This is a genomic window from Pleurocapsa minor HA4230-MV1, from assembly GCA_019359095.1.
Classification (GTDB): domain Bacteria; phylum Cyanobacteriota; class Cyanobacteriia; order Cyanobacteriales; family Xenococcaceae; genus Waterburya; species Waterburya minor.
The window spans coordinates 75,286-99,455 of record JAHHHZ010000033.1 but is presented as its reverse complement, the minus strand read 5'-3'; the positions used below and the strand labels follow the sequence as shown (position 1 = coordinate 99,455).

At 39.2% G+C, this 24,170-nt stretch carries 20 protein-coding genes and 1 rRNA gene; 11 read left to right on the top strand and 10 right to left on the bottom strand.

The window, feature by feature from the left end:
- Positions 1-118 (top strand): 5S ribosomal RNA (gene rrf / locus KME09_23125).
- A 269-nt stretch (positions 119-387) separates the two neighbouring features.
- The gene (locus KME09_23120) at positions 388-1,101 is read left to right on the top strand and encodes a response regulator transcription factor (protein ID MBW4536828.1); all 714 of its coding nucleotides are present in this window, start codon (positions 388-390) and stop codon (positions 1,099-1,101) included.
- A gap of 34 nt (positions 1,102-1,135) precedes the next feature.
- Here KME09_23120 and KME09_23115 read toward each other — a convergent pair whose 3' ends face one another.
- Together KME09_23115 and KME09_23110 are read right to left on the bottom strand one after the other, a co-directional pair.
- A complete protein-coding gene (locus KME09_23115) occupies positions 1,136-1,663 on the bottom strand; it encodes a hypothetical protein (GenBank protein MBW4536827.1) in 528 nt (175 codons plus the stop codon).
- A 61-nt stretch (positions 1,664-1,724) separates the two neighbouring features.
- The gene (locus KME09_23110; protein MBW4536826.1) at positions 1,725-2,543 is read right to left on the bottom strand and encodes a tetratricopeptide repeat protein; all 819 of its coding nucleotides are present in this window, start codon (positions 2,541-2,543) and stop codon (positions 1,725-1,727) included.
- 245 nt (positions 2,544-2,788) lie between these two features.
- Between KME09_23110 and KME09_23105 the strand changes: the two genes are divergently transcribed.
- Positions 2,789-4,216: a collagen-like protein gene (locus tag KME09_23105; GenBank protein MBW4536825.1), complete on the top strand. Its 1,428-nt coding sequence runs from the start codon at positions 2,789-2,791 to the stop codon at positions 4,214-4,216.
- Positions 4,217-4,224: 8 nt separating this feature from the next.
- On the opposite strand, the gene KME09_23100 is transcribed toward KME09_23105, so the two are convergent.
- Positions 4,225-4,986, bottom strand: coding sequence for a nucleoside phosphorylase (locus KME09_23100; GenBank protein MBW4536824.1), 762 nt, complete (start codon positions 4,984-4,986; stop codon positions 4,225-4,227).
- 39 nt (positions 4,987-5,025) lie between these two features.
- On the opposite strand from KME09_23100, the gene KME09_23095 reads away from it, so the two are divergent.
- Together KME09_23095 and KME09_23090 are read left to right on the top strand one after the other, a co-directional pair.
- Positions 5,026-7,014 (top strand): DNA phosphorothioation-associated putative methyltransferase, encoded by a 1,989-nt coding sequence (locus KME09_23095; protein ID MBW4536823.1) that lies wholly within the window; start codon positions 5,026-5,028, stop codon positions 7,012-7,014.
- Positions 7,015-7,502: 488 nt separating this feature from the next.
- Positions 7,503-8,024: a DNA-binding protein gene (locus KME09_23090; GenBank protein MBW4536822.1), complete on the top strand. Its 522-nt coding sequence runs from the start codon at positions 7,503-7,505 to the stop codon at positions 8,022-8,024.
- A 97-nt stretch (positions 8,025-8,121) separates the two neighbouring features.
- Here the strand turns inward: KME09_23090 and KME09_23085 are convergent, their stop codons facing one another.
- The 4 genes from KME09_23085 to KME09_23070 form a co-directional block, all read right to left on the bottom strand.
- A complete protein-coding gene (locus tag KME09_23085) occupies positions 8,122-8,304 on the bottom strand; it encodes a hypothetical protein (GenBank protein ID MBW4536821.1) in 183 nt (60 codons plus the stop codon).
- 122 nt (positions 8,305-8,426) lie between these two features.
- Positions 8,427-10,583, bottom strand: coding sequence for an NACHT domain-containing protein (locus KME09_23080; GenBank protein MBW4536820.1), 2,157 nt, complete (start codon positions 10,581-10,583; stop codon positions 8,427-8,429).
- A 237-nt stretch (positions 10,584-10,820) separates the two neighbouring features.
- Entirely contained in the window at positions 10,821-13,004 is a 2,184-nt protein-coding gene (locus KME09_23075) for an EAL domain-containing protein (GenBank protein ID MBW4536819.1), read from the bottom strand.
- Between the two features lie 169 nt (positions 13,005-13,173).
- Positions 13,174-14,499 carry a dihydroorotase gene (locus tag KME09_23070; GenBank protein ID MBW4536818.1) on the bottom strand — a complete coding sequence of 442 codons (1,326 nt, stop codon included), beginning with the start codon at positions 14,497-14,499 and terminating at the stop codon, positions 13,174-13,176.
- 95 nt (positions 14,500-14,594) lie between these two features.
- Between KME09_23070 and KME09_23065 the strand changes: the two genes are divergently transcribed.
- Entirely contained in the window at positions 14,595-15,926 is a 1,332-nt protein-coding gene (locus tag KME09_23065) for an adenylosuccinate synthase (protein ID MBW4536817.1), read from the top strand.
- 112 nt (positions 15,927-16,038) lie between these two features.
- Positions 16,039-16,662: a 50S ribosomal protein L25/general stress protein Ctc gene (locus tag KME09_23060; protein MBW4536816.1), complete on the top strand. Its 624-nt coding sequence runs from the start codon at positions 16,039-16,041 to the stop codon at positions 16,660-16,662.
- A 110-nt stretch (positions 16,663-16,772) separates the two neighbouring features.
- Here the strand turns inward: KME09_23060 and KME09_23055 are convergent, their stop codons facing one another.
- Entirely contained in the window at positions 16,773-17,147 is a 375-nt protein-coding gene (locus KME09_23055) for a VOC family protein (GenBank protein MBW4536815.1), read from the bottom strand.
- A 249-nt stretch (positions 17,148-17,396) separates the two neighbouring features.
- Here KME09_23055 and KME09_23050 point away from each other — a divergent pair, with 249 nt between their 5' ends.
- A complete protein-coding gene (locus KME09_23050; GenBank protein ID MBW4536814.1) occupies positions 17,397-18,125 on the top strand; it encodes a response regulator transcription factor in 729 nt (242 codons plus the stop codon).
- An 82-nt stretch (positions 18,126-18,207) separates the two neighbouring features.
- Here KME09_23050 and tatC read toward each other — a convergent pair whose 3' ends face one another.
- Positions 18,208-18,969: a twin-arginine translocase subunit TatC gene (tatC, locus tag KME09_23045; GenBank protein ID MBW4536813.1), complete on the bottom strand. Its 762-nt coding sequence runs from the start codon at positions 18,967-18,969 to the stop codon at positions 18,208-18,210.
- 403 nt (positions 18,970-19,372) lie between these two features.
- On the opposite strand from tatC, the gene KME09_23040 reads away from it, so the two are divergent.
- The 3 genes from KME09_23040 (at position 19,373) to KME09_23030 (ending at position 22,659) form a co-directional block, all read left to right on the top strand.
- Positions 19,373-21,343 carry a pentapeptide repeat-containing protein gene (locus tag KME09_23040; GenBank protein MBW4536812.1) on the top strand — a complete coding sequence of 657 codons (1,971 nt, stop codon included), beginning with the start codon at positions 19,373-19,375 and terminating at the stop codon, positions 21,341-21,343.
- 39 nt (positions 21,344-21,382) lie between these two features.
- Complete coding sequence (locus tag KME09_23035; GenBank protein ID MBW4536811.1) at positions 21,383-21,565, top strand: hypothetical protein; 183 nt, start codon at positions 21,383-21,385, stop codon at positions 21,563-21,565.
- Between the two features lie 95 nt (positions 21,566-21,660).
- Positions 21,661-22,659, top strand: a complete 999-nt coding sequence (locus KME09_23030) for an adenosine kinase (GenBank protein MBW4536810.1) — start codon at positions 21,661-21,663, stop codon at positions 22,657-22,659.
- Between the two features lie 111 nt (positions 22,660-22,770).
- Here KME09_23030 and KME09_23025 read toward each other — a convergent pair whose 3' ends face one another.
- Positions 22,771-24,147 carry a CHAT domain-containing protein gene (locus KME09_23025; protein MBW4536809.1) on the bottom strand — a complete coding sequence of 459 codons (1,377 nt, stop codon included), beginning with the start codon at positions 24,145-24,147 and terminating at the stop codon, positions 22,771-22,773.
- Positions 24,148-24,170 lie beyond the last annotated feature (23 nt).

Below are 24,170 nucleotides of genomic sequence, written 5' to 3'. Positions count from 1 at the left end.
CCTGGTGCTAGTAGCGCAGTGGACCCACTTCGACCCCATCCCGAACTCGATGGTGAAACGCTGTTGCGGCGAAGATACTTGGGGGGTAGCCCCTCGGGAAAATAGCTCAGTGCCAGGTTCCTTTTTTTTCCTTTTCATATCCATATAATAATTAAATGCTATGTATAGCGTGGCAAGAATCTCATTTATAGATACTTCATCAGCAAGTATTTGGTAAAGATGAGATTTTTTTATTAGTATAATTTTAAAAATGATTAATGATTAATGATTTATGTTCTTGGCATTATCCAGTTATGCATAGATAATTGTCTAGAAGACTGAATGTAAGCTTTGCTCATCTTTCTGAGCGATTTTTCGCTTTATTTTTTTAGTTTACTGGTTAAAATTATGCATACCGCTTCCGCCAAAATTCTAGTTGTAGATGATGACCCAGCCATTCGCAATTTAATATTTCGTTTTCTGAGTCAAAAAGATTATTTACTTGAGTCTGCTGTAGACGGTCAAAGTGCATTAAAGACTTTTGAACAGTTTAACCCTGATTTAGTCATATTAGATGTTAATCTTCCTGATGCTTTAGGCTATAACTTGTGCGAAGAGATGCAGAAAAATACTGATGTTTTTATTTTAATGTTAACAAGTAGATCTGATGCTGCTGACAAAAAAGAAGGTTTTTTGAAGGGTGCAGACGATTATTTGACTAAACCTTTTGATCTTCAAGAATTAGAATATCGAGTCAAAGCTATTTTGAAAAGACAGCGGACAGTTTCTACATCAGAGAAACAACCTTTAGTTTTTAGCAATATGGTTATTGACCCAGTTCGTAGAGAAGTAAAAATTAACGAGCAGTTTATTCTGTTGACAGCATTAGAATTTGATTTACTGCATTTTTTAGCTACCCGCCCAGGAAGAGTGTGGCGCAGAGATGAATTGATTCAAAGTGTTTGGGATTATGATTACGTGGGAGATCAAAGAGTCGTTGATGTTCACATTGGTCAGATTCGTAAAAAAATTGAGATTGATTCGGCAGAACCATCTTTTATTCAAACTGTCAGAGGTGTCGGCTATAAATTTGAGGTTGACCCAGTTTCTGAAGATACTTGAAATAGATGTAAGATGTAACTCACTTAAAATTAAACTAAATCAAGTTAGAAATAGTATCTTGAATTGCTTTTTTTTGTTTGGTACTGTAACCCCATCGCTCTATAAACTTTTGATATTTACCACTGCCATTTTTAATCGTGTCCTGTATTTCTTGGAGCTTCTTTTCAATCAATTGCAGGTTAAGTTGTTGAATTAGATTACAGGTACGTTGACAAACTCTTTGAGATCCAGCAACATTTTCTAAATCATGATTGAGACTATGGGCAACAATCATAGCTGAAGACATAGCTAAATTTTTGACTAATAACTCGCTAGAAATTTCCGTAGCAGATTTTAATCCATTCAGCACTCCTGTAGAAGGATTATCTGCCAAGGACATGTCGCTGGTCAAATAAGCAACAAAAAATCCTCTTCCACCATTTTTGCTGCTTAGTATAGACGAAACTCTTTGTTGAACTTCAACTTCACTTAATTGATTAGATTGAATTTGATTCATTAAAGATTGAGTAGCCGCGATCGCTTCAGGGAAAGACATGGATTCTGGTGAAAGCGAATTAGTCATGAGTTTAAGATTGAATGTGTTTCACAATAGTCTTTGATGACGAGCTTAGATGTTTAAAATGCTAACTGAGATTTAAAAATCTGGATAAAGCTTGAATCATTGCAGGTGGCCAACGGCGAATATTTTCAATCCAGTCAAGATCTTGATAGCGATTGTCTAAACCAACCGCTGCGACCCAATTACTTTCTGCTTCGCCTTGTTTTCCTTCTACCCATAAAGTTGCAGCCAGCGCAGCACGCATATCAGAATACATGGGATATTTACGAACTAAATTGCGCATATTACGAATTGCTTCAGGTCGATCGCCTAATTGGTATTGAATTAGCGAAGCATTACCACGTGCTATTGGAAAAGTGGGAGCAAGATCGGCAGCTTTTTGATAGTCATTTAATGCGTCCTGCCATTGTTGTTGTCCTGCTTTAGCATTGCCTCGATTATTTAAAGCAACTGGATCTTGAGGAGTAATTAATAATACCTGATTGTAATCAGCGATCGCCTGAGACCAAAGTTTTTGTCCTTCGTAAGCAATTCCTCGATTTAAGTAAGCATCAGGGTATTCTGGGGCAATTTCAATTGAATGGTTGAAGTCAGAGATCGCTTCAGCTAGTTTATATTGACCAATGCGAACATTGCCACGGTTACTCCAAACAGCGGGATTTTCGGGAAACTTTTCGACTAAAGTTGTCCAATAAGTTTCTGAGCGAGCAAAATCGCCCTGCTGTGCTGCTTGAAAAGCTTTTTTGGCGATTTTTTCACCTTGAGAAATTTGCTGTTCTGTAAGATTAGAAGTTTGAATGCTACTTGCTGCGTCAGCGGAGTACACCAGTCCGACGGCATTGAGCGAAATAATGATCAATAAACTTATTAACCAACGTTTCATTGTATTTTGCACATTTAAGCCTTTATACCTAAGATATCTGAATCTGACACATAGTATTAAAAACTACTTATATATTTAATTAATCTTGTTTGTCGATTAAATTAGGCAAAATTTACTTCAGTTATTGTTTATAAAGACTAAGTTTTATCAATTAAAGCTGGCAAAATAATGACAAAAACATAAATATGTGCGATACACGAACAACGAATATAAATAAAATGCGCTCAAAATAGTTTTATTTAACTATGCACATACGTTTTTTTAGTAAACTGTCTCTATTTGTGACGATTCTATCTATTCCGCAATTTGTTACCTCGGCGAATGTTATGCCATCACTTCTCTGCTCTAACGTGCTGGCAGCAGAGGTGAAAACTTTAGGCGAAAGTGGAGATACGGGAGAAACAGGAGTAAAAGGAGAAAATGGTCGCAATAGCGATAACTTGACGGTGTTTGCTGATGGAACATCTATGACTCTTGATTTAGCGGGAGGAAATGGTGCAACTGGAAAACCAGGGGCAAAAGGTCAAAATGCTGTTTGTGAGCAGACAACGGAAGATGTTGGTCAGAATTTGCAGGGTGCTGATGGTGGTAGTGGAGGAGATGGCGGAGATGGCGGGAATGGAGGTAATGGCGCCTCTTTAACGGTATACACCAGTAACAAAGAGTATCTTAAGCAGATCTATGTGATTGCTGCGGGAGGGGAAGGTGGTAATCCTGGCAGAGCAGGGGAGGGTGGAGCAGGTTGTGAATGCGATCGCCCTTCTTGGAATGAAGAAACCTGCTTTGGTGAACCTGGAAGTCCTGACTATAATTGTACTACTCAAGAATTTCGCTGTACTGACGGCTATCCAGGTAGAAAGGGAAGAGAAGGCAGGAAAGGTGTCAAGGGCAAAATTGGCAATTTAACCCTAATTAATCTGGATAAATCCCTCTCTCCTGATTTTCCAGAAGTCACCGCACCGATTAGTGAGTTACAAGGTCGAGGTTTTACACTATCGAGGAACATTTGGCAGAGTAAAAATAATGCCTCATCTTTGTTGGCTCCAGGTTCGATTATTGCTGACAAATATCAAGAGTTGGTAGCACGTCATGAACATTCTGTTTTGGTGGTGTGGGATGCTCCCCAGCCAGTAGAAAATTTTGAGGATCAGCCAATTACCCTGAGTCTTAAAGGAGCAAATGATGCCAATATTGTCTTGCCCGAAGATCTTTGGTTAGAAACTAAAGCCACCAAACGAGATAAGCTGACGGAGCTATTTGTATTTAATGCTGTCCATACCGAGGATGTAGATGATTTAAAGATTGATGGCTTATTTGGACAGGGGGCAAATTTAGAGTTAGATGTATTTGACGAGGCTGAACAGTCAAATTTAATTGCTACCGATTTTTCCCTTACATACCGTGTCGGCGAAGAATCAGAGGATAAGAACTTTTTTGGTGGGAGAAGTACAGTTTATCAAACCAAGTATGAAGGAGCAATTCCCCCAGAAGCGATCGCTCAATCAGGAAATTTGTTTACCTTAAAATTGGGGCAGCTGCCAATTCCTCCAGAATATCTCCAGCCAGGATTAAAAGTGGAGCTAGAAGTATCTGCTAAACGTTCTTTAGGGTCAAATTCTCAAGTTAAAAAGCTGTCTACGAAGACAGAGATTGAAGGGTTATCTCGCTCATAAACTAAGTTTTAATCTTGAGAAATGGTCTTAATAGCTACTTCAATAGCTAGTTTAACCGCAGCATCTTTATCCTCAATTACGATTGACTCGTTTGCGGTGCGTTGAGCGACAACGGCACAGACACAAGCAGCACGAAAACCGTATACTCCTGCCATTTTAAATAACGTTCCTACTTCCATTTCGTAATTTAAAATGTTGAGCTGGCGATATTGGGCAGTAATTCCTCTAAGCCAAGACTGAAGATGGGGATTAGCCGAAGACTCAACTCTTTCTTGTCCTTCATAAAAACTGTCTACTGAGGCGGTAATACCTAAATGATAGGGAATATTTAATTTAGCAGCGGTTTTAACCAAAGCCACGGTTAAAAAGGGATCTGCGACGGCAGGATACTCTGGGGGAGCAATGTCTAAAGCTGCCCCTTGCCGACATAAACTTGCTTGGGATATAACAATGTCACCAACTAAAATAAAAGGCTGAATTGAACCACAAGTACCAACTCGAATAAACCGCTTAATTCCAACTTGCACTAATTCATTGACTACGATACTTAAAGAAGGAGCGCCCATTCCACTAGTAGCAACTAATATAGGCTTACCGTTGGGCAATTTGCCCAAATAACTATTAAGTCCTCTATATTGTGATAGTAATTTGACGTTTTCCAAGTAAGTTTGCGCGATATAGTGCGATCGCTCAGGCTCTCCAGATAATATTACCGATTGAGGGGCATCTGCACCAAGATCTGACTGACTAAAACCAATATGATGTTTCATGTTTAACTAGCTATAATTCAAATTGACTGATACTGAACGATGGTAACTCTTGAAAAATTTTCCACAATTGTCTCTCACTGTAAAAACAGCATTATCGGCAAACATTTACCCGATGCTTTGTATGTCCATGCTAATGCTTTATCTAACCTCGATCCTGTGCTAAAAGAGTATGAGAGTCGAGCCAGAAATCTGGTCAATAATCTTGACCGCGCCACAATTGTCAAATTTGGGACCGATCGACCCAAAATTTCTTATTTATACTATCCAGACTTCGATCGCGATCCACACCCTCAACTACATCAGAGTATTGTGGTGGATTTAGTTACAGAACAGGTATCAGTCAGACAATATCACAACTCCCATAATCCACCAATTTTGCATCGCAAAGAAACTTTTGTGGGTAAAAATTATCCTCTGTATCAAACCTTTGCTGAATTAACTAAAGGAGAGGTAGCCTTGGGCTTGTTAGACAATTCTCGACATATTGGGACTTTGCAAGAGTGGACTCGATTACTCTTAGAGCAAGGCGTTTCTCTAGTCGAGCATCATGTTGCCTGTCCTATCGATTCTCCTGTGGCACAAAAGCAAACCATCTTAATCGAGAGACACAAAGCAGCCCTGAAACGTTCAGAGTTATCTCGTCCTGTCAGAATTGCTCTAGAAGCTGATTTATTTAGAGAAGGAACTAGCTTTTTTGATTACGGCTGTGGCTGTGGTGAAGATATTAAACAGATTAAAAGCTATGGCTATTTAGCCTCGGGTTGGGATCCTTTTTATCGCCCAAATACTAATCTTGAGCCTGCCGATATTGTCAACTTGGGTTATATCATTAACGTCATTGAAGATATAGCCGAAAGAAGACAGGCTTTGATTAAGGCGTGGTCATTGACTCAACGAGTGTTAATCATCTCGGCACAGGTATTAGTAGACGATCGCCGTCGTGGTTTAGTAGCATATGGCGATGGTGTAGTGACTAACCGCAACACCTTCCAAAAGTATTATGAACAGGAAGAACTAAAACTATATATTGACCAGGTACTAGAGGTAGAATCAATTCCTGCTGGTTTAGGAATTTACTTAGTCTTTCGTCAGGAAGCTGAAGCCGAGTTTTTCCGTGCTTCTCGTTTATATTCTCGTCTGAGTACTCCACGTATTCAAGGAAAAGTCAGAAATTTTGAAGACTACCGAGACTTATTGACTCCTCTAATGGATTTTTATACCAAAAGAGGTCGTTTGCCAGTTAAGGGTGAATTAGCCTCAGAAGAAGCTATCAAAGGCGAATTTCGCAGCTTCCAGCGCGCTTTTAAATTAATTCTCCAGGCAACAGATCGTCACGAATGGGATGCGATCGCCGAAAAACGTCGTCAAGATCTTTTAGTCTACTTAGCATTAGGTAAATTCAGTGGTCGTCCGACAATTAGAAAACTCGCTCCTGAAATTAAAGCCGATGTCAAAGCCTTATTTGGTAGCTATAAACAAGCCTGTACCATTGCCGATATTCTATTAATTCATGTCGGAGATCTGCAAAAAATTGCTAATCTTTGTCAGACTAGTAATATTGGCAAACAACTTGATGGAGCGCTTGCTGTACACATTAGTGCCTTAGAAAAACTACCTCCTTTGTTGAGACTATATGAAGGCTGTGCTAGCCGTAATTTTTATCGCTTGGAAAACGCTAATATCGTTAAAATTTACTACAATAAACCCAAAATTACTTATTTAGTCTATCCAGAGTTTGATACTAAAGCACATCCTGCTCTCCAGGCAACTATGGAAGTAGATCTGCATAATCTCTCTGTCACCTATCATGATATTTCGGACGAAACTAATCCTTTAATCTTGCATCAAAAAGATGCTTTGGTAGCGCCCGATTATCCTAGCTATAAAAAGTTTGTTCGCTTAACCAAAAAAGAACAAAACTCAGGATTATTAAAAAATCGGGATGCCATTCGCCGTCTTCATGGCTGGTTACGCTGCTTGAGAGAAAATGAGATCGTCATTGAAGGACATAAATTAAGCAGCAAATAAAAGCAGTGTAGTCATTCCAATTAATTTTCGTACGAGCTGGCTGATTTTCAAGTCAAAAGTATTATTCAAAATACATCCTCTAGAAAAATTATTATTTAGTACGTGCGTACGTTCTCTATTTGGAATGACTTGGACGACTTTATATTATATTGGTATTACGAATCTTTGGTTGTCACTTGACAACTAAGTCAAGTAATTACTAAAATAAGAATGGCTAAAAAACATCCTAATAAAGAAATTCGTGCTGCAATAGCTCATGCTGTTGAAAATGGATGGACGCTTAAAAAAGCAGGTTCTAGTTCTCATTCGTGGGGGCAAATTTATTGTCCGAATCGGGATGACAATTGTCGATGTGGTGAATTTTGTATCACTAGCATTTGGAGTACTCCTAGAAAACCCTCAAATCATGCCAAGCAGATTAGACGAGTCGTAGATAACTGCATTCATCTTAAATCAAGGGAATCAAGAAAACTTAGGAAACGATTGACATGAAAGAATATGATTTTACTTTGATGTTTAGATTAAATCACGGCGATAAAAATCCTGAAGTCTATCTCGATCTACTTTATGAAGCTGGTTGTGATGATGCTTTGCCTGGAATTGGTAAACCTGGTTATCTAGCTCTGGATTTTATCCGTGAATCAGATTCGGCATTTGATGCCATAGAAAGTGCGATCGCTAATGTGAAATCAGTATTCGCTACAGCAGAGGTAATTCATGTATCTCCCGATTTGGTTGGCATTAAAGAGTTAGCTAATATCTTTGAATGTACGAGACAGAATATACAGAAATTTGTCAGCAAACCTACCTTTCCTAATCCTGTCTACAAAGGTTCGCAAACAATTTGGCATCTGGCAACAGTTTTGGATTGGTTTATTGTTAATGGACATGAAATTAATCAAGAATTATTAGAGCTTGCGGAATTAACTATGTCCATAAATTCGCGCATCGAAAATCAAGCAGCTAAACCCCAAGTATTGAATCAGGCTAGAAGTCTAGTAATTGCTTAAAGGCTAAGTAGATTGTTAAATTGGCGAAAATCTGGAAAAGTTTTTAAAGGCGATCGCTCTAGTTTCCACGGGCAAAATCGCTGATTGAAAAATCTATTCATTCTCTTTTTCGACGAACTTTTTTAAGGCTATCAGAAGATAAAGGTTGATTATCTGAGTCAGAAAGGGCATTGGCTTCAATTTCAGACTCACTCATCGTATTAAGCCTTTCTAAATCCGTCAAATCTTCTAATTTTTTCGCTTTGTCAATAGTTATCCGAGTAATAGAAGTTTCTTTCATATCTAGTTGCCTGACGCGCACTAATTAATCTAATTGCATCGCCTCGATAAGTAAAGCATCAATATTATAGAAGGCGATCGCACATCTAGAATCTGCTGGGGTTGATTGAAGTGCAGAAACTATCAAATATTCCTAGCAGGTAATAACATCCTCGATTCAATTCCCTCCCAAGTTTCTGGCGATACTCGCACTGCCGAGTTTTTACATTCCACCATCAGCAGATTGGCATCAAGATAACTGTCTAACCTATCAAATTCTTCTTTTGATAAATTAATTATTTCTGGAGCAAGATGAAAAGCTTGTAAGCAAACATCAATCATTTGTTTACCAAGACTTTGACGAACTTCTCTTGGTTCACTATACTTAGGCACCAGCTGTTTGAATTGTTTAAGAGTAGCAATTAGCTCAGAATAACTTACATCCTGATAAATTTGATATTTTTCTGACCATTGAATGTAGCCAGTAAAGTAATCGATAGCGTTAGGGAAAACGATAGCGATTTCGTGGACAAGAGATACAGCGAGATGAGCGTTATTAATGGTGTAAGCGTAGCCAATGAGAATGGTAGAACCAAAACCGTGACCGATAATGTCAGGGTTATCGACAGCGAAATTGTAACGACTAAGATTAGCGACAGTAATAGCGTGAGCGTAAGCGATAATTTTGGCGTAACCAATAGCACAAGATCTTTTGCCTACGGGTTGAATATCTCCTTTAGTTTTATCTGTTATTCGCTCTACCCAAATAAGTAGACGTTGCAACTTAGGAACATCAACTAAAGAATTAATTACTTGCTCCATTGTTAATAACAGCTCGTCAGCTCTTCTTAAACCAGCCAGAATCAAAAATACTTCTTGCCAACGGCGATCGCAAAGATGATTAGTAACTAAATCTTTAATGTCAATACCGTTATCAACAATATGCTGGGCGGTGAGAAATTCTTGAAGAGTTAGATGAGAAAAGGAATAAGTATCATTTGCTCTGCTAACTAAAACTCCATGTTGTTCTTCAATGGCTCTCAAAACGGCTCGTCCATCAATAAATCTTTCATCGGGTAACATCTCCCGTAAAATTTGCTCAATTGCCTGGGTGATTTCTACTTGTTGAAAAAACAAGTTATCGGCGACAAAATTATCATAGGCAATTTCTGCCAGCATAATCTCTTTGCATTTGGTATCCATTCCTTCGTAAGGTGCGGAACGGACAATTTCTTTAGAAGCATCCCACTCAGATAACAATGTCCACAAAGCTTCGTTATAGACAGTAGCTCTTTTATTGGGGAACTCACCACGCTTCTTAAATAAGATGCAAATTAAGGTCAGCAACAGCGGAGTTCTCGTTAGTTCTTTGGTGGCGTTATGTTCACCACTGTTTAATTTCTCCCAACATTGCTGCCCCCACTCTGGTTGAGAGTGAGACTCAAACCACTTGCCAATAAAAGTTTCAATTTGCTCGTCATCAAAATCAGCGATCGCTACATCAGTAAAACGTCGAAAATTATCAAAGTTACGATAGGCAGCAATGCGACAAGAAACAATAAAGCGATTATTTGAATAACAGTCTATTAAATTCCTAATTTGAGTTGTAATTTCACTTAGGCGATCGCTTGGTACTTCGTCCAAACCATCCAAGAGAATTAGCAATCTACCCTTTTTTAACAACTCTTCTGTACATTCTTGATATTCGGGTAAACCGCAGTTTTGAAATTCCAAAGCGATCGCTTGAACTATATTAATTTCTTCTGAGCGAAAATTTCTTAGTTCTAATAAAACAGGAATGCAGGGATGGTGATACTCTCCGTTTCCTTTGCCTTTTAAAGCTTCTAGTCCTACCTCCTGTAGAAAAGTCGTTTTACCCGTTCCTGGATTGCCTAAAACTATTAAATACTGTTCTTCATTGGCAACTTCAAGTCCTGGTTGTTTCTGTCGATCTTCCTTTTCTCTGGTACGAAATACTTGCTCTTGAGCATCTAGAGATTGATAACAAGAAATAATATCTGCCTGAAAATTAACATTGGTATAGACAGAATCCAAACTGACTGGTTTACCCATCCCCAAAACTTTCAGAGTTCCATGTCGCTCTGTATAGTTGGCTATGTACTTTTTAGAAATACGAAACAGTAAATCTTGAGCAGCTTGAGTCAGATTACCCGCACCATCTAGTAATTGACTCTTTGTGGCACCTATAAGATTAATGCCAGTTTCACCAACAACTTTACCAATAGCTGTAGCCAAACCTTTGATAGCAGCTTCTAGAATCGCAGGGTCAATTCCTGTCATGGATCGATTAAATTGCTTCTTTTACTCTTAATTTAGCAATTGCTCCTATCAATCTATTCAACTAGCCTAAATATTTTAAGAATCTCTCTGACTGCTGCTTTCTCAGCCTCCAGTTTCTCCATTTTTGCTAACAACCGCTTGGGAATATAACGAGACTTATTACTAGAGCGATCGCTCTCCCTCAAAATCTCATAGTGATACCAATACTGCTCATACTCCTTAGTCAGTAATCAGTAATTACCATTGGGTTGAATTGGCGATCAAAGCCTCAGCATTCTTTTTACTTAAAGGCTTAGAGAAAAAGAAACCCTGCCCATATTCACATTGAAGCAACTTTAATTGAGCTAGCTGAGAGGTTGTTTCAATTCCCTCGGCAATGACATCCATATCCAGCATATGAGCCAGAGTGACGATCGCCTTAACAATAGCTGAATTATCGCCGTTTGCCTGCATTTGACTGACAAAGGAACGATCTATCTTAATCGTATCAACGGGGAAACGATGTAAATAGCTTAAAGATGAATATCCTGTGCCAAAATCATCAATACTAAACTGAATTTCTTGTTTTCTTAACTTGAGAATAATTTCGGTAACTGTTTCTAAATTATCAATTAAAATACTTTCGGTAATTTCTAGCTTGAGAAATTTTCCTGACAGACCAGTCTCGACCAGGATATTGCCAATTTCATCTACCAGTTGTTCCTCGCGAAATTGTTGTCCCGAAAGATTAACGCTCATTTTAATCGCTGGATGTTCAGGATATTTTAGTTGCCAGTTACGAGCAGTTCTACAAGCCTCTTTCAGTAACCAGTTGCCCAAAGGAACGATTAAACCAGTTTCTTCGCATACGGGAATAAAATCACCTGGCCCAATTGCGCCTTTTGTGGGGTGATTCCAACGAGCTAAGGCTTCAAAACCAGATAATATGCCAAGAGTTAGGGAAGTAATTGGCTGGTAGTAAACCTCAAATTCTCCTCGTTCTAAAGCTCTACGCAGATCCGTTTCTAATTCTAGTCTTTGGACAGCGCGATCGCGCAATGAATGTTCAAATACTTTATACCTTGCTTTACCTTGTTCTTTGGCGCTGTACATCGTCAAATCAGCATCCCGCAAAATATCTTCAGGCTTTTCATATCCTTGGGATGATAGGGCAATACCAATACTGGCGGTAGAAAATAATTCGTATCCTTCAATATGAAAGGGAGATGTCAAGGTTTCATAAATACTTTCGGCGACCAAGGTAGCCTCAGTTTGACAAGAAATATTCTCCAACAGAATTGTAAATTCATCTCCCCCCAAGCGTGCGACTGTATCCGTTGGGGCGATTGACTGTTTCAAGCGACGGGCGATCTCAATTAGTAGCTTATCGCCGATTAAATGACCCACGCTGTCATTAACTACTTTGAATCGGTCTAGATCGAGAAATAAGACCGCAAATAAATATTTACTCTGACTCTGGCTTTTGGTTAGCTGTTGAGCCAAACGATCCATAAATAAAGCTCGATTGGGTAGTCCTGTCAAAGCATCATGTAGAGCATCGTGACGTAGGCGCTCTTCCATTGATTTTCGTTTGGTAATATCGACAATCTGATTGTTAAAATGCAGTGGTTTTCCTTGGGCATCGCAGACCATTACTACTTTGAGCAAAGTATCCACTACCCAACCATTTTTAGCGATAAAACGTTTCTCAATTTGAAAACTAGTTTCTTTGCTGTTGGTTAATTTTTGCTCCAAGTTATAGTGCATTTCCCAGTCGTCGGGATGACTTATTTCAGCAAAAGATAATTCTAATAATTCTGCTTTTGAATAAGAGAGTGCATCACATAGAGCTTGATTGACTCGGGTAAACTTGCCCTTCAGAGTACTGATTGCCATGCCGATGGGCGCCATTTCAAAGGTAAGCCGAAACTGTTCTTCACTCTTTCTCAAAGCTTCTTCAGCGTCTCGACGATTAGTAATATCTTCGGCTATACCCACAAAGCGATTGACCTTGCCCATCACGTCTCTGACAGGAAAGGCTCTAACCCTTACCCAGCAAATAGACAGATCGGGACGAACAATGCGATATTCTTCTTCAAAATCATCACCTGTCCTAAACTGAGTTTCGATTGTCGCGATCGCTTTAAATGAATCATCAGGATGAATGGCAAATAGCCAGGACTGAGGATCTTCGTACAAACTCTGACAGCTACGCCCCCAAACCTTTTCGTAAGTTGGACTAATGTAGAGAATTTCGTCGGTTTTAGCCGAAATCACAAAAAAAACTTCGCGTACATTTTCCGCAATTTGCCGAAATCTTTCTTCTCGCTCGATTAACTGCTGAAATTCTGTTCTGAGTCTTTGATTCTCGGCTAGAACTTCTTCTATTCGATTTAAAAGAGAATTTTGCTGTTGCAGAATTCCTACTATTTCTTCAGACATCCGAATTGGGCTACAGTAGCGGAAATTACCTTCCTATGATGCCCAAAATCTAATTGGAAGTAACATTTTTTGATTACTGATTACTGATGTTTTATGTGGTGGGCATCAAAAAGCTTAAAAATTTTGCAGCACAATTGGCGTTATTGCCCACCCTACCACTGCTCATTGGTCATTGCTCATTGTGACGCGAAGCTAATCCTTTAGGACTCATTGTTTTAATTACTTTGCCCGTAATTTCTTGGTTATACCAAGGTGTATTGGCAGCAGGAGACTTGAGATTATCTTGATTAGCAATCCATTTTTTCTCTGGATCGAATAAAACTAGATCGATCGCTTGTTCTGGGGCGATCGCTATGGGGTGTTGCTGTAAACACTGACGGGGGCGACTACTCAAGGCTTGCCAGAGTTCTATTGCCGACCATGCTCCACTCTGAACAAATCGTTGCCACAATAAGGCTAAAGCTAACTCTAAGCCGATAACTCCTGGAGGTGCTAGAGCAAAAGCGACGGTTTTTTCTTCATAGGTATAAGCGTGATGGTCAATGGCGATCGCATCAATAATTCCTTGACGAACTCCATCAATTAAAGCAATTCGATCTGACTCATTACCCAGAGGTGGTTCAAGGCGTAAATTGGGGCTGTAGCTACCAAGAGCATTGCTATCCCACAAAAGATGCATCCAGCTAGTACTTGCGGTTACAGTTGCTCCTCTGGCTTTGGCATCGGCAATTAATTCTACTCCTCGTTGAGTAGAGACACGCATAATATGGATCGGCGTGGGAATTTCTGCCGCTATCTCCAAAACAGCAGCGATGATTGCTGCTTCTGAAAAACCAGGATTTCCTGACATACCGTAGCGAATCGAGGCATTTCCTTCCCTAACTACACCATTTCCTGTTAGCTCATTTTGATGGAGAGCGATCGCGATCGGTTTCTGCTGGGGCTGAAGATATTCTAAAATCTGTTTTAAGACGTGAAGATTGCTTAAATTGTGTCTGCTAGTAAAACCAACGATTTCTGGCTGTAATTCGGCAAGAGCATTCATCTTGTGATCGGTTTGGCTGTAGGCTGCACCCCAGAAATTGAGTCGAGGTAGAGTAAGTTGTTGATTACCTTGATGATTAAAGCGATTAGGCTCACGCCTAGCCTGCGGATCGCCTTTGAGCTTGATTCCCGTAATCACTTCAGCATTATCAATGACAGGAATTGTATCAGGCAGAATGCCGATCTGAGTAAATCCTCCCATCGCTCCCGCTTGAGATAGCTGAAACAAAGTTTCTCTGGTTTCGTTGCCTGGCTCTCCACTGTGGCTATAGAGATCTACCAGTCCAGTCCCTAAAACTAAGCCTTTCGGTTTGATAATTGAGGTCTCAGTAGGATAATTAGTAATCTGGTCGTCGATTAACTTGATTTTACCGTCGATAATCAACACATCCGCTAACCGATCCACCTGTTGAACGGGGTCAATAATCCTTACTTGTTGCAGCAATTGCATTCTGTTTTTAACTTCTTAACTAAGATTTGTTGACATTATGTACAGCAAATCACCATAATAATAGTTTGTGTAAACTTTAGCTTCCAAATAAACTCTTGGCTAATGTTATCGTGATCGGCGCCCAATGGGGTGACGAAGGAAAAGGAAAAATAACCGATCTACTTAGTCGCTCGGCAGATGTCGTGGTACGCTCCCAAGGTGGAGTAAATGCAGGACATACAGTTGTTGTAGCTGGACAAACTTTTAAACTGCACTTAATCCCTTCGGGAATTTTGTATTCTAATACAGAATGTATTATTGGCTCAGGGACAGTAATCGATCCTCAAGTGTTGATCGAAGAAATAGAGCAGCTTAAAGCTTTGGGAGTGACAGTAGATAACCTACATATATCTCAGACAGCCCATGTAACTATGCCCTATCATCGCAAGATCGATCAGGCATCAGAAGAAAGCAGGGGTGAATATAAAATTGGCACTACTGGTAGAGGAATAGGGCCGACCTATGCTGACAAATCAGAGCGAACAGGTATTCGAGTTTTAGATTTAATGAACTCGGAGCATCTGCGTAAACAGCTGGGCTGGACGATTAACTATAAAAACGTAATTTTAGAAAAACTGTATAATTTACCTCCTTTAGACCCAGAGAAAGTAATTGAAGAGTATCTAAAATACGCTGAATACCTTAAGCCATTTGTTGTCGATAGTTCTCTCAAAATTTATGAAGCAGTAAACGAGAAAAAAAATATTCTGTTTGAAGGAGCGCAAGGAACTTTATTAGATTTAGATCATGGTACTTATCCTTACGTTACTTCTTCTAATCCGATTGCTGGAGGAGCTTGTGTCGGCGCAGGAGTAGGGCCAACTACTATCGATCGAGTAATCGGTGTGGCAAAAGCCTATACGACTCGTGTGGGCGAAGGGCCTTTCCCTACAGAGCTTAACGATCGGGTTGGTGAGCTATTGGGAGAATTAGGTGCTGAGTTTGGTACTACTACAGGTCGTCGTCGTCGCTGTGGCTGGTTTGATGCGGTGATTGGTCGTTATGCAGTCAGAATCAATGGTTTAGATTGTCTAGCCATTACCAAGCTGGATGTACTAGACGAACTTGAAGAAATTAAGGTCTGTGTAGCTTACGAAATAGATGGCGGAATTTGCAATCATTTTCCCACTAACGCTAGTCATTTTGCTAACTGCAAACCTGTTTATAAAAGCTTACCAGGGTGGCAGCAGGATACAACAGGCTGTCGTTCTCTAGCGGATTTACCGAAAAAAGCGCTGAATTATCTCAAGTATCTGGCAGAGTTAATGAAAGTGCCGATCGCCATTGTTTCCGTCGGGCCAGGTCGCGATCAGACAATTATAGTCGAAGATCCGATTCATGGTCCAAAAAGAGCCTTGTTAGATGCCGATGGTGTTCCTGTTGAGTAGGCTGCTAATACCTAATGCTCAAACAACAAGCTGATAACTTTTGCTAGCTTGGAGCAACTTTGAACCAGATTAAACCAGATTAACCATATTTAGTTACTATCAACCAAACAATATGAACATTTCAGTAGAATGTAAATCCCGTCCAGAGGGGAGTAAACCAAGAGCTTTACGCCGTGAAGGATTAATTCCCGCCGCTTTATACGGTCATGATGGAGCCAATTCAATTTCTTTAACAATTCCTGCCAAAGAAGCTCAATTATTATTGAGAGAGGCAGCCATCAATAATACCTTGATCGATCTCAACGTTCCTGATATTTCCTGGAAAGGTAAGGCTTTGATTAGAGAGGTACAGGCTCATCCCTGGAAAAGAACTTTAAATCACCTAAGTTTTTTCACTGTTTCTGCCAAACAACAGGTAGAGATTGTTGTGCCTCTTGTATTGACTGGTAAAGCTGCGGGAACGAAAGAAGGTGGCATTGTCGATCAAATTATGACTGAGTTGAAAATTATTTGCGCTGCCGATAGTATTCCTGAGTCCATTGAGATTGACGTTACTAACTTTGAAATTGGTAGTATGCTTCAGGTAGGTGAGATTGTCTTACCTGAAGGAGCAGAAGTCTTAGACGATCCTGAACGTACGGCTATTTCCATAGTTCTACCAGCAAAACCTGTAGAGACAGAAGATGCTGGAGTCACAGAAGTGAGCGAACAATCAGCCGAAACAGCTAAAGAATAATTTTAACTGTAAATAAATAGAATTAACTTACATATTGCCAGAGACTAAAATTAGCTCTCTGGTTTTTTAGTTGCGATTGATTATTTGGTATTTAATCTACACCATCAAGGTTACTCAGTTGGAGATTGATGTAGAATCAAGCGATTTTTGCCAGGATCATAAGCATAAATTTCTCGACCATGGGATGCTTCAATAATTTCTCCAGGAGGTGGATAACCTAAAGCTGAAATATGAGCGATCGCCTGGACTAAATTCTCAACTTCTAAACAGAGACTCATACTGCTACTATGATTACTAAATTCTGCTTGGCGTTCAGATTTAGGTTGAAAAATACAGAGCCGAAGTTTTTCTAGTTGAAATTCTGCATAAATCGGGGGTTGATAAATCGCTGGCGACTGGTTTAAAAGCTGACTATAAAAATCTACCATTAACTCTATTTTGTTTGTAGAAAGAGTTACGAAGATGTCAGAATAATTTAATTTCATCTAATCTTAAGTTAAGTAATTAATCTGCTTATGGAAAGCTTTGAAATCTGGAAGTATTAGGTATACTATTTATCAATTTATCAGTTTATTAGTTGTCTCTTAATATTTTCGAGGTATATTTGTATTGCTATTTAGATTCTATTAGATTCTATAAGTCAGGTGTCGTGACTTTTAGTTCCCTGTCTGTTATATTTATTGACATTATAATGTAGTTTTAAAGTTAATCTATCAGTAAAATACCCCAAGCTAATGATCAAAGTCTTGATAGTAGACGATCAAAAAACAGTTCAAGAAATTATCAAAAACTATATTGAAGCTGACCCTGGTTTAGAGCTGATTGGTTGTGCTAATGACGGTAAAGAAGCGATCGAGTTAATCAAGATTCACCATCCTCATGTAGTATTAATGGATATTGAAATGCCTGTCATGGATGGACTAGAAGCTACTCAAATTATTTCCGAGCAGTTTATCAATACAAATGTTTTAATTATTAGTGTTCATAATGATGACACTTATTTAGATGCTGCTTTACAAGTAGGTGCAAAAGGCTATCTTAAAAAAAATACTCCTGAAAAAGAGTTGATTAATGCAGTTTATTCTGCCTATAAAGGATATTTTCAGCTGGGGCCAGGTTTGTTGGAACAGTATCTTTATAAAGCAACCCAATCTCAGTCGAATTCTCAGGAAATAGAGCAACTTAAATCCGTAATTTTACAGCAGTCAAAACTACTCGATAATTTAAATAATGATCGAGGAAATCAGCGAAAAAATGTTGGCAATAGTGACGCCAAGAGATATGAAAATAGCAAGTTTTCTCTGGAAAATCGGTGCGCTAACCTAGAAAAACAGGTCTACCATATTTCTAATCATTTAGATAAACTGAACAAAAAAGCAATTCTGAATCAACAGCTTAGTATTCTAGTAATTTTAAGCTGTGCCTTTGTTGTCATTGGTCTTTTACTGTCAGTCTTGATGTAATTTTGGTTTTAAGAACCAGGCTGGAATAATGATTCAATGACCGCTAGTTTCAATTAAGCTTTGGAGTTAAAATAGACAACCATTATTTTCCCAGTAGCTTAACTGCGCCAATACCCCCAAAATATAATCCCAATACCGCTCCTGCTAGTAAAGACTGGGTTAAAGGATCTGTTGAAGGAGTCAGTACTGCTCCCATAATTACTGAACCTAGCACTACGTAGCGCCAACCCGCAAACATCTGTGCCGAATTAACAATACCAAGAAAGCCTAAAATAAGCTGTACAATGGGAATCTGAAAAGCCAACCCCGTACTAAACAGCAGCAGTAAAACAAATTCAAAATACTTATCAATTGACCAAGACTGCTCAACTACATCGCTACCGTAGTTAATAAAGAAATTGAGCGCAGCAGGAATTAAGGCAATATAAGCAAAAAACAAGCCAGCAAAAAACAAGATGCTAGAGCCAAAAATTACGGGAGCAAGTAGCCGACGTTCTTTTCTAGTAAGTCCTGGTAGAACAAATTGCACAATTTGGTACAAAATAAAAGGGCTTGCTAATACCATGCCACTATAGCCAGCTACCTTAATCGAAACAAAGAAAAACTCTCCTGGAGCTAGCTGGAGAAACTTAACACCTTGGGCGGGTACTTCTAAGGTGCGAACAAGCGGTCTAACAAAGATAAAACAGCCAAGAGCTGCGATCGCCACGGCAATTAAGGCATAAAATAGTCGTAGACGTAGTTCTTCTAGATGATCGAACAGAGACATTTCCACTTCACCAGGAAGCTCATTGAGATAATCTTCTTGTTCTTCAACAGAGGTTTTTAAATTGGATGATGACATATTAAGAGCAGGGGCGACTAAAAACTAGTTGTTAAGCGCTAATCCATTTAGGATAATTATATCGGCTCTAGGCGATGTCATCAGATTAATCAGTGCGCATCAGGCAACAAGAAGGAAAGCGATCGCACTATTCTTAAATCAGCGACTGTGAATTTTCCCTGTATCTTGAGATGAATTAAAGGTGAATTTTTATCGTGGGTGATCGCGGCTAATCTCTATTTGCTCTGATAAAAACTTAAGAAAAATTGTTAATCAAAGTTGAAAAAGTGCGAATATTTTATGATTAGGTGAGAAGCTTCAATTGCGTTACAAAATGGCGATCGCTTATCAATACTTTATGGGAGAAAGAAGAAAAATATTAGCCCTGGTAAGTTGTCAAAGAAATGGACAGGGATGAAACAAGATGGCAAATAAAGAACATCTTGCTTTGCTTAAGCAAGGAGTAGAGGTTTGGAACAAATGGAGAGAAACAAACCGTAGAATAGAAGCTGACTTCGGCGAGGCAGATCTCAGTTGGATAGATCTTAGTGAGGCTATTCTTAGGGAGGCTATTCTTATGGAGACAAATCTCCCTGGAGTAGATCTTCGCTGGATAGATCTCAGTGAGGCAGATCTCTGTGGAGTAAATCTCGGTGGGGCAGATCTGTGTGAGGTAGATCTCCGTGGGACAAATCTCAGTAGGGCAGATCTCAGTAGGGCAGATCTGTGTGAGGCAGATCTCAGTGGGACAAATCTCCGTGGAGCAGATCTGTGTGAGGCAAATCTCAATAGAGCAAATCTCAATGGAGCAGATCTGTGTGAGGCAAATCTCAATGGAGCAAATCTCAATGGAGCAGATCTCAGTGAAGCAAATCTTAGTGAGGCAGATCTCAGTAGAAGATATCGCCGTAGGAGGTATATCCAAACGGCAGATTTTAGAGGGGCAAACCTTAGTGGGTTGAATCTCAGTGGGTTGAATCTCAATGGAGCAAATCTCAGTGGAGCAAATCTTAGTAAAGCAAATCTTAGTGAGGTAGATCTCAGTGGAGCAAATCTTAGTAAAGCAAATCTTAGTAAAGCAAATCTCAATGGAGCAGATCTCAGTGGGGTAAATCTCAATGGAGCAGATCTCAGTGGGGTAAATCTCAGTGGGGTAAATCTCAGTGGAAAAGATCTTAGAGGAATAAATCTCAGTGAAACAAATCTAAGTAGGATTCAAGCACTGGAAACTAACTTCGAGAGAGCGATTTTTACTGGAGCTTGCATAGAATACTGGCATACTAACAGTAAAACCAACCTGAACAATGCAATTTGTGATTTTGTTTATTTAGAGCAAGATAAACAAAAACGTCTTCCTCATGATCCCAAGCAAAACTTTGAACCAGGGGAATTTACTAAAATCTTTCAGGAAGTTGAAAATACCGCCAATTTAATCTTTAGTTATGGCATTAATTGGAAAGCATTTGCTTATGCTTTTAATGAGGAAAATATACAAATTTATAATACCGATGGTGGACAATTATTTTTGCGAAAATATAAAGCTTTAGAAGACGGATTAATAGTTCTAAAAGTTAGTGTTCCACCTGGAGTTAGTAAAGATAAAGTAAGAGAAAATTTAATTCTTAGATATGAGCGCATAATATCTGGTTTAGAAGGAGAATTAAAAGCCAAAAATGAATTTCTTGCCCATGTATATGAAAGGCTTCTATTACCAGGAATACAAATTAATCAAACAGTAGCCAAGGAAAATGAAATGTTCGAGCCAGAAAAAATCTTGATATTACAGGAAATTGCCGAAAATTGTCCTATTAAAGACAGTCAAATCGCCAGCGATCTTAATCTAAATATACATGACGTTAGAGTAATCTTAAATCAGCTAAAAAGCTCAAAATTTATCGAATTAAGAGAACATAAGCAAAGTCAAAATCCTGGTAAGTCTAAAATAGATCTTATTTTAGTTACAGAAATTACTTCTGAAGGACATTTAGCATTAAAGGGTAAGATTCCATTGAATATCAATACTAATCCCAGTTCGGTAGTACATATTAATAGCGGAAATTTCGGCATCGGTCACATGAATGGTGGCGAAATTAAAGATAATGCAAAAGTCGCAGGAGTAATTAATGAAGCAGAACAACAAAATCTAGCTCAAGCAGCAGCAGAAATTCAACATCTTCTAGAACAGTTGTCCGAAACATATCCCACAACCACAGGCAAAGAGAGAAATATAGTTATAGGCAAAGCTGTTGACCAAATTGAGAATAATCCTACATTAAAAGCCAAAGTTATCAATGCTCTCAAAGCCTTTGGTATAGAAACTTTTAAAGAAGCTGTTAATCATCCACTGATCAATATTTTGGTAGCAACTATCGAAGGCTGGCAAGAAGCTGAGTAAAACTGGATAGCGATCTCTTAGTGCTTCAGACAACCAGATATGAAAGAAAACTCTATTACTCGGACAACGATTGACAAAGCGAAACAATCAGAAGATTTAACTGATTTAGAAAGGCTTAATTCTATGAGTGATTCAGAAATTGAAGCAAATGCTCTCTCTGACTTAGATAACCAGCCTTTATCTCCTGATAGCCTCAAAAAAGTTCGCCTAAAAAGGGTGTAATTATAGATTCTTTAATTAGCGATCGCAACTGATACCCAAGTGCTAATAATGCTATCTTGCTTAAAGTTAATTAGATTAATGACTTGAGGTAATTTATGGCGAAATATGATGTGTACGCTCTGGGTAATGCTCTATTAGATATTGAGTTTGAAGTATCACCAGAAGTATTACAAAACCTGGGAATTGAAAAGGGTGTGATGACTCTTTTAGACCAAGATAGCCAGGATAAAATTGTCAGTAATTTAGCGAACTATGAGCAAAAACGTTCCTGTGGTGGTTCAGCAGCCAATACGTTAATTGCGGTTAGTCAGTTTGGCGGAAAAGCGTTTTATTCTTGCAAGGTAGCAGATGACGAACCAGGGAATTTTTATACCCAAGATTTAATCGACTGTGGTGTAGTAACTAATTTAGAAAGCCAGGTAGCAAAATCAGGTGTAACGGGCAAATGTTTAGTCTTTGTGACTCCTGATGCCGATCGCACGATGAATACTTTTCTGGGGATTTCAGGGGAATTTAGTGATGCCGAACTTGTTCCTGAAGCGATTGAACAGGCTGAATATACTTATATTGAAGGTTATTTAGTTAGTGGCGAAAGCAGCAAGCAAGCGGCAATTAAAGCCAGAGAAACTGCCCAAGCTGCGGGAAATAAGGTGGCGTTTACCCTAGCCGATCTCAATATGGTCAAATTTTTTAAATCGGGACTACTAGAAATTATTGGTTCAGGGGTAGATTTTCTGTTTGCTAATGAGTCAGAAGCTTTATTAATGGCAGAAACCGAAGATTTTGATGAAGCAATTGAATATCTTAAAACTTTAGCTAAAAGGTTTGCCGTGACTCGCGGAGCATTAGGTTCAGTGGTTTTCGACGGTGAACAGTTAATCGAGATTGAGCCATTTCCTGTGAAGGCGATCGATACTGTTGGTGCAGGAGATATGTATGCAGGTGCTTTTCTTTACGGTATTACTAACGGCATGAGTTATCCAGAGGCAGGGCGTTTAGCGTCTTTAGCGTCATCTAAGATAGTTACTACCTTGGGCGCACGGATGAAAACCGCAGATGTCCAAAATCTGTTGAATCAGGCAACAGTAGCCTAGAGTTAGCAAGAGCATGTGCAGGAGTATAGTAATGCCATGCTCTGTATAAGCGATCGCCCATCAAAATGCTTAGAGCTTAGAGCTTAAAGCTTACAACTTAGAGCTATTGATCTACCAAGGATTGCCAATCAAGGTAAATCCCGCCCAATAATAAGGATGGGTGAAGTCTTGATTTTGCTCAGCTGAACTTATTTGAGCCAGATCGACAGCTACGTCTAAGCCTTGGATTTGAGATTCTTCCACAAAAATTTTCCGTTGCAGCAAATTCATTTGGGCTTGTCTCAATGCTGCTGATTTGCTAGGGGTAGATTTCAACTGCTGATAAAAGTCACTCATCAGTACAACCGTTCCTGTATCATCAATTGCCCAAAGACTAGCTAAAGCAGATTTGACCCCCGCTTGCATCGCTAAGCCAGCAAAACCATACTCCGCATCTTCATCTCCTAAAGCGGTTTGGCAAGCACTCAAAACTAATAAATCAACGGGAGGTAATTCTAAATTCAACTCCTCAATTTGAGCCAAACTTAATCGGCGATCGCTAAACTGAATAAACGAATCATCAGGGGAACCAGGATTAAACTCAGAGTGGGAAGCGATATGAATAATCTCGAAGCCTTCTCGTTGGTGAACATCTTGCAGATTAGCCACCGTAAAATCTCGATCGATTATTTTGCGTCCTGACCATAACTTTGGCACAATAGTTTCTAGCTCAATTCCTACTCCAGGCAGCGGAGGCAAGTTCTCGAATTCGGATGTTCCCATTGCCAAAACCTGTCGATCTAGCTGTGCTTGATAATTAGTATCTGTCAAGCTAAAAGCGGGAATAAGAGCCAAGTTATATTTTTCGATGACAAACTTATCTCCATCATGTAACGCTGCAAAAGGAAGAGAACGCAGTTTGGGGCCAGTGCAAAGCAATAGAGTATCGATGTTTTCGGCTTCTAAATAGGGGTCGAGAGGTTTAAAGATCCAATCGTAAATTAATCTGGCTGGAGGATAATAATCAAGAGAAGTGCGATCGCTCATTGCCACTCCTAACTCATTAATTCTCTTGGTCAATCTCTCCAGATTTGCTCCAGGGATTTTTTTAATCACAAGCTGTTGTTTAGGAGTAACTAAGATTAATTCTAAAAAATTATCTGTTGGCATAGCCCAAATAACCGCTGGAGAGATATTTGTCTGCTCTTGAACTTCTTGTAAACGCTTGGCAATTTGATTACCTAAGTTCGATTGATGAGCAAAATCGCGGTCAAAGTACTGTTCATAAGTCTTTTCCCATCTCGCCTCTAACTTGCTCACTAAATCAGAAAATTGCTCTAAATCCACTAATTCTGGTGGTGCTGCGGCAATCACTGGAGATGATGAAGCTGAGGATTTCAGCCCATAAGTCTGGACAAAAACAATCGAAAACGCGATTAGTCCAGAGATTAAACAATATAACCAATGCCGACTTAACCAATTGATACTCTTCAATATTTTTCTCAACATCCTACTTCTCGCATCAATATTAT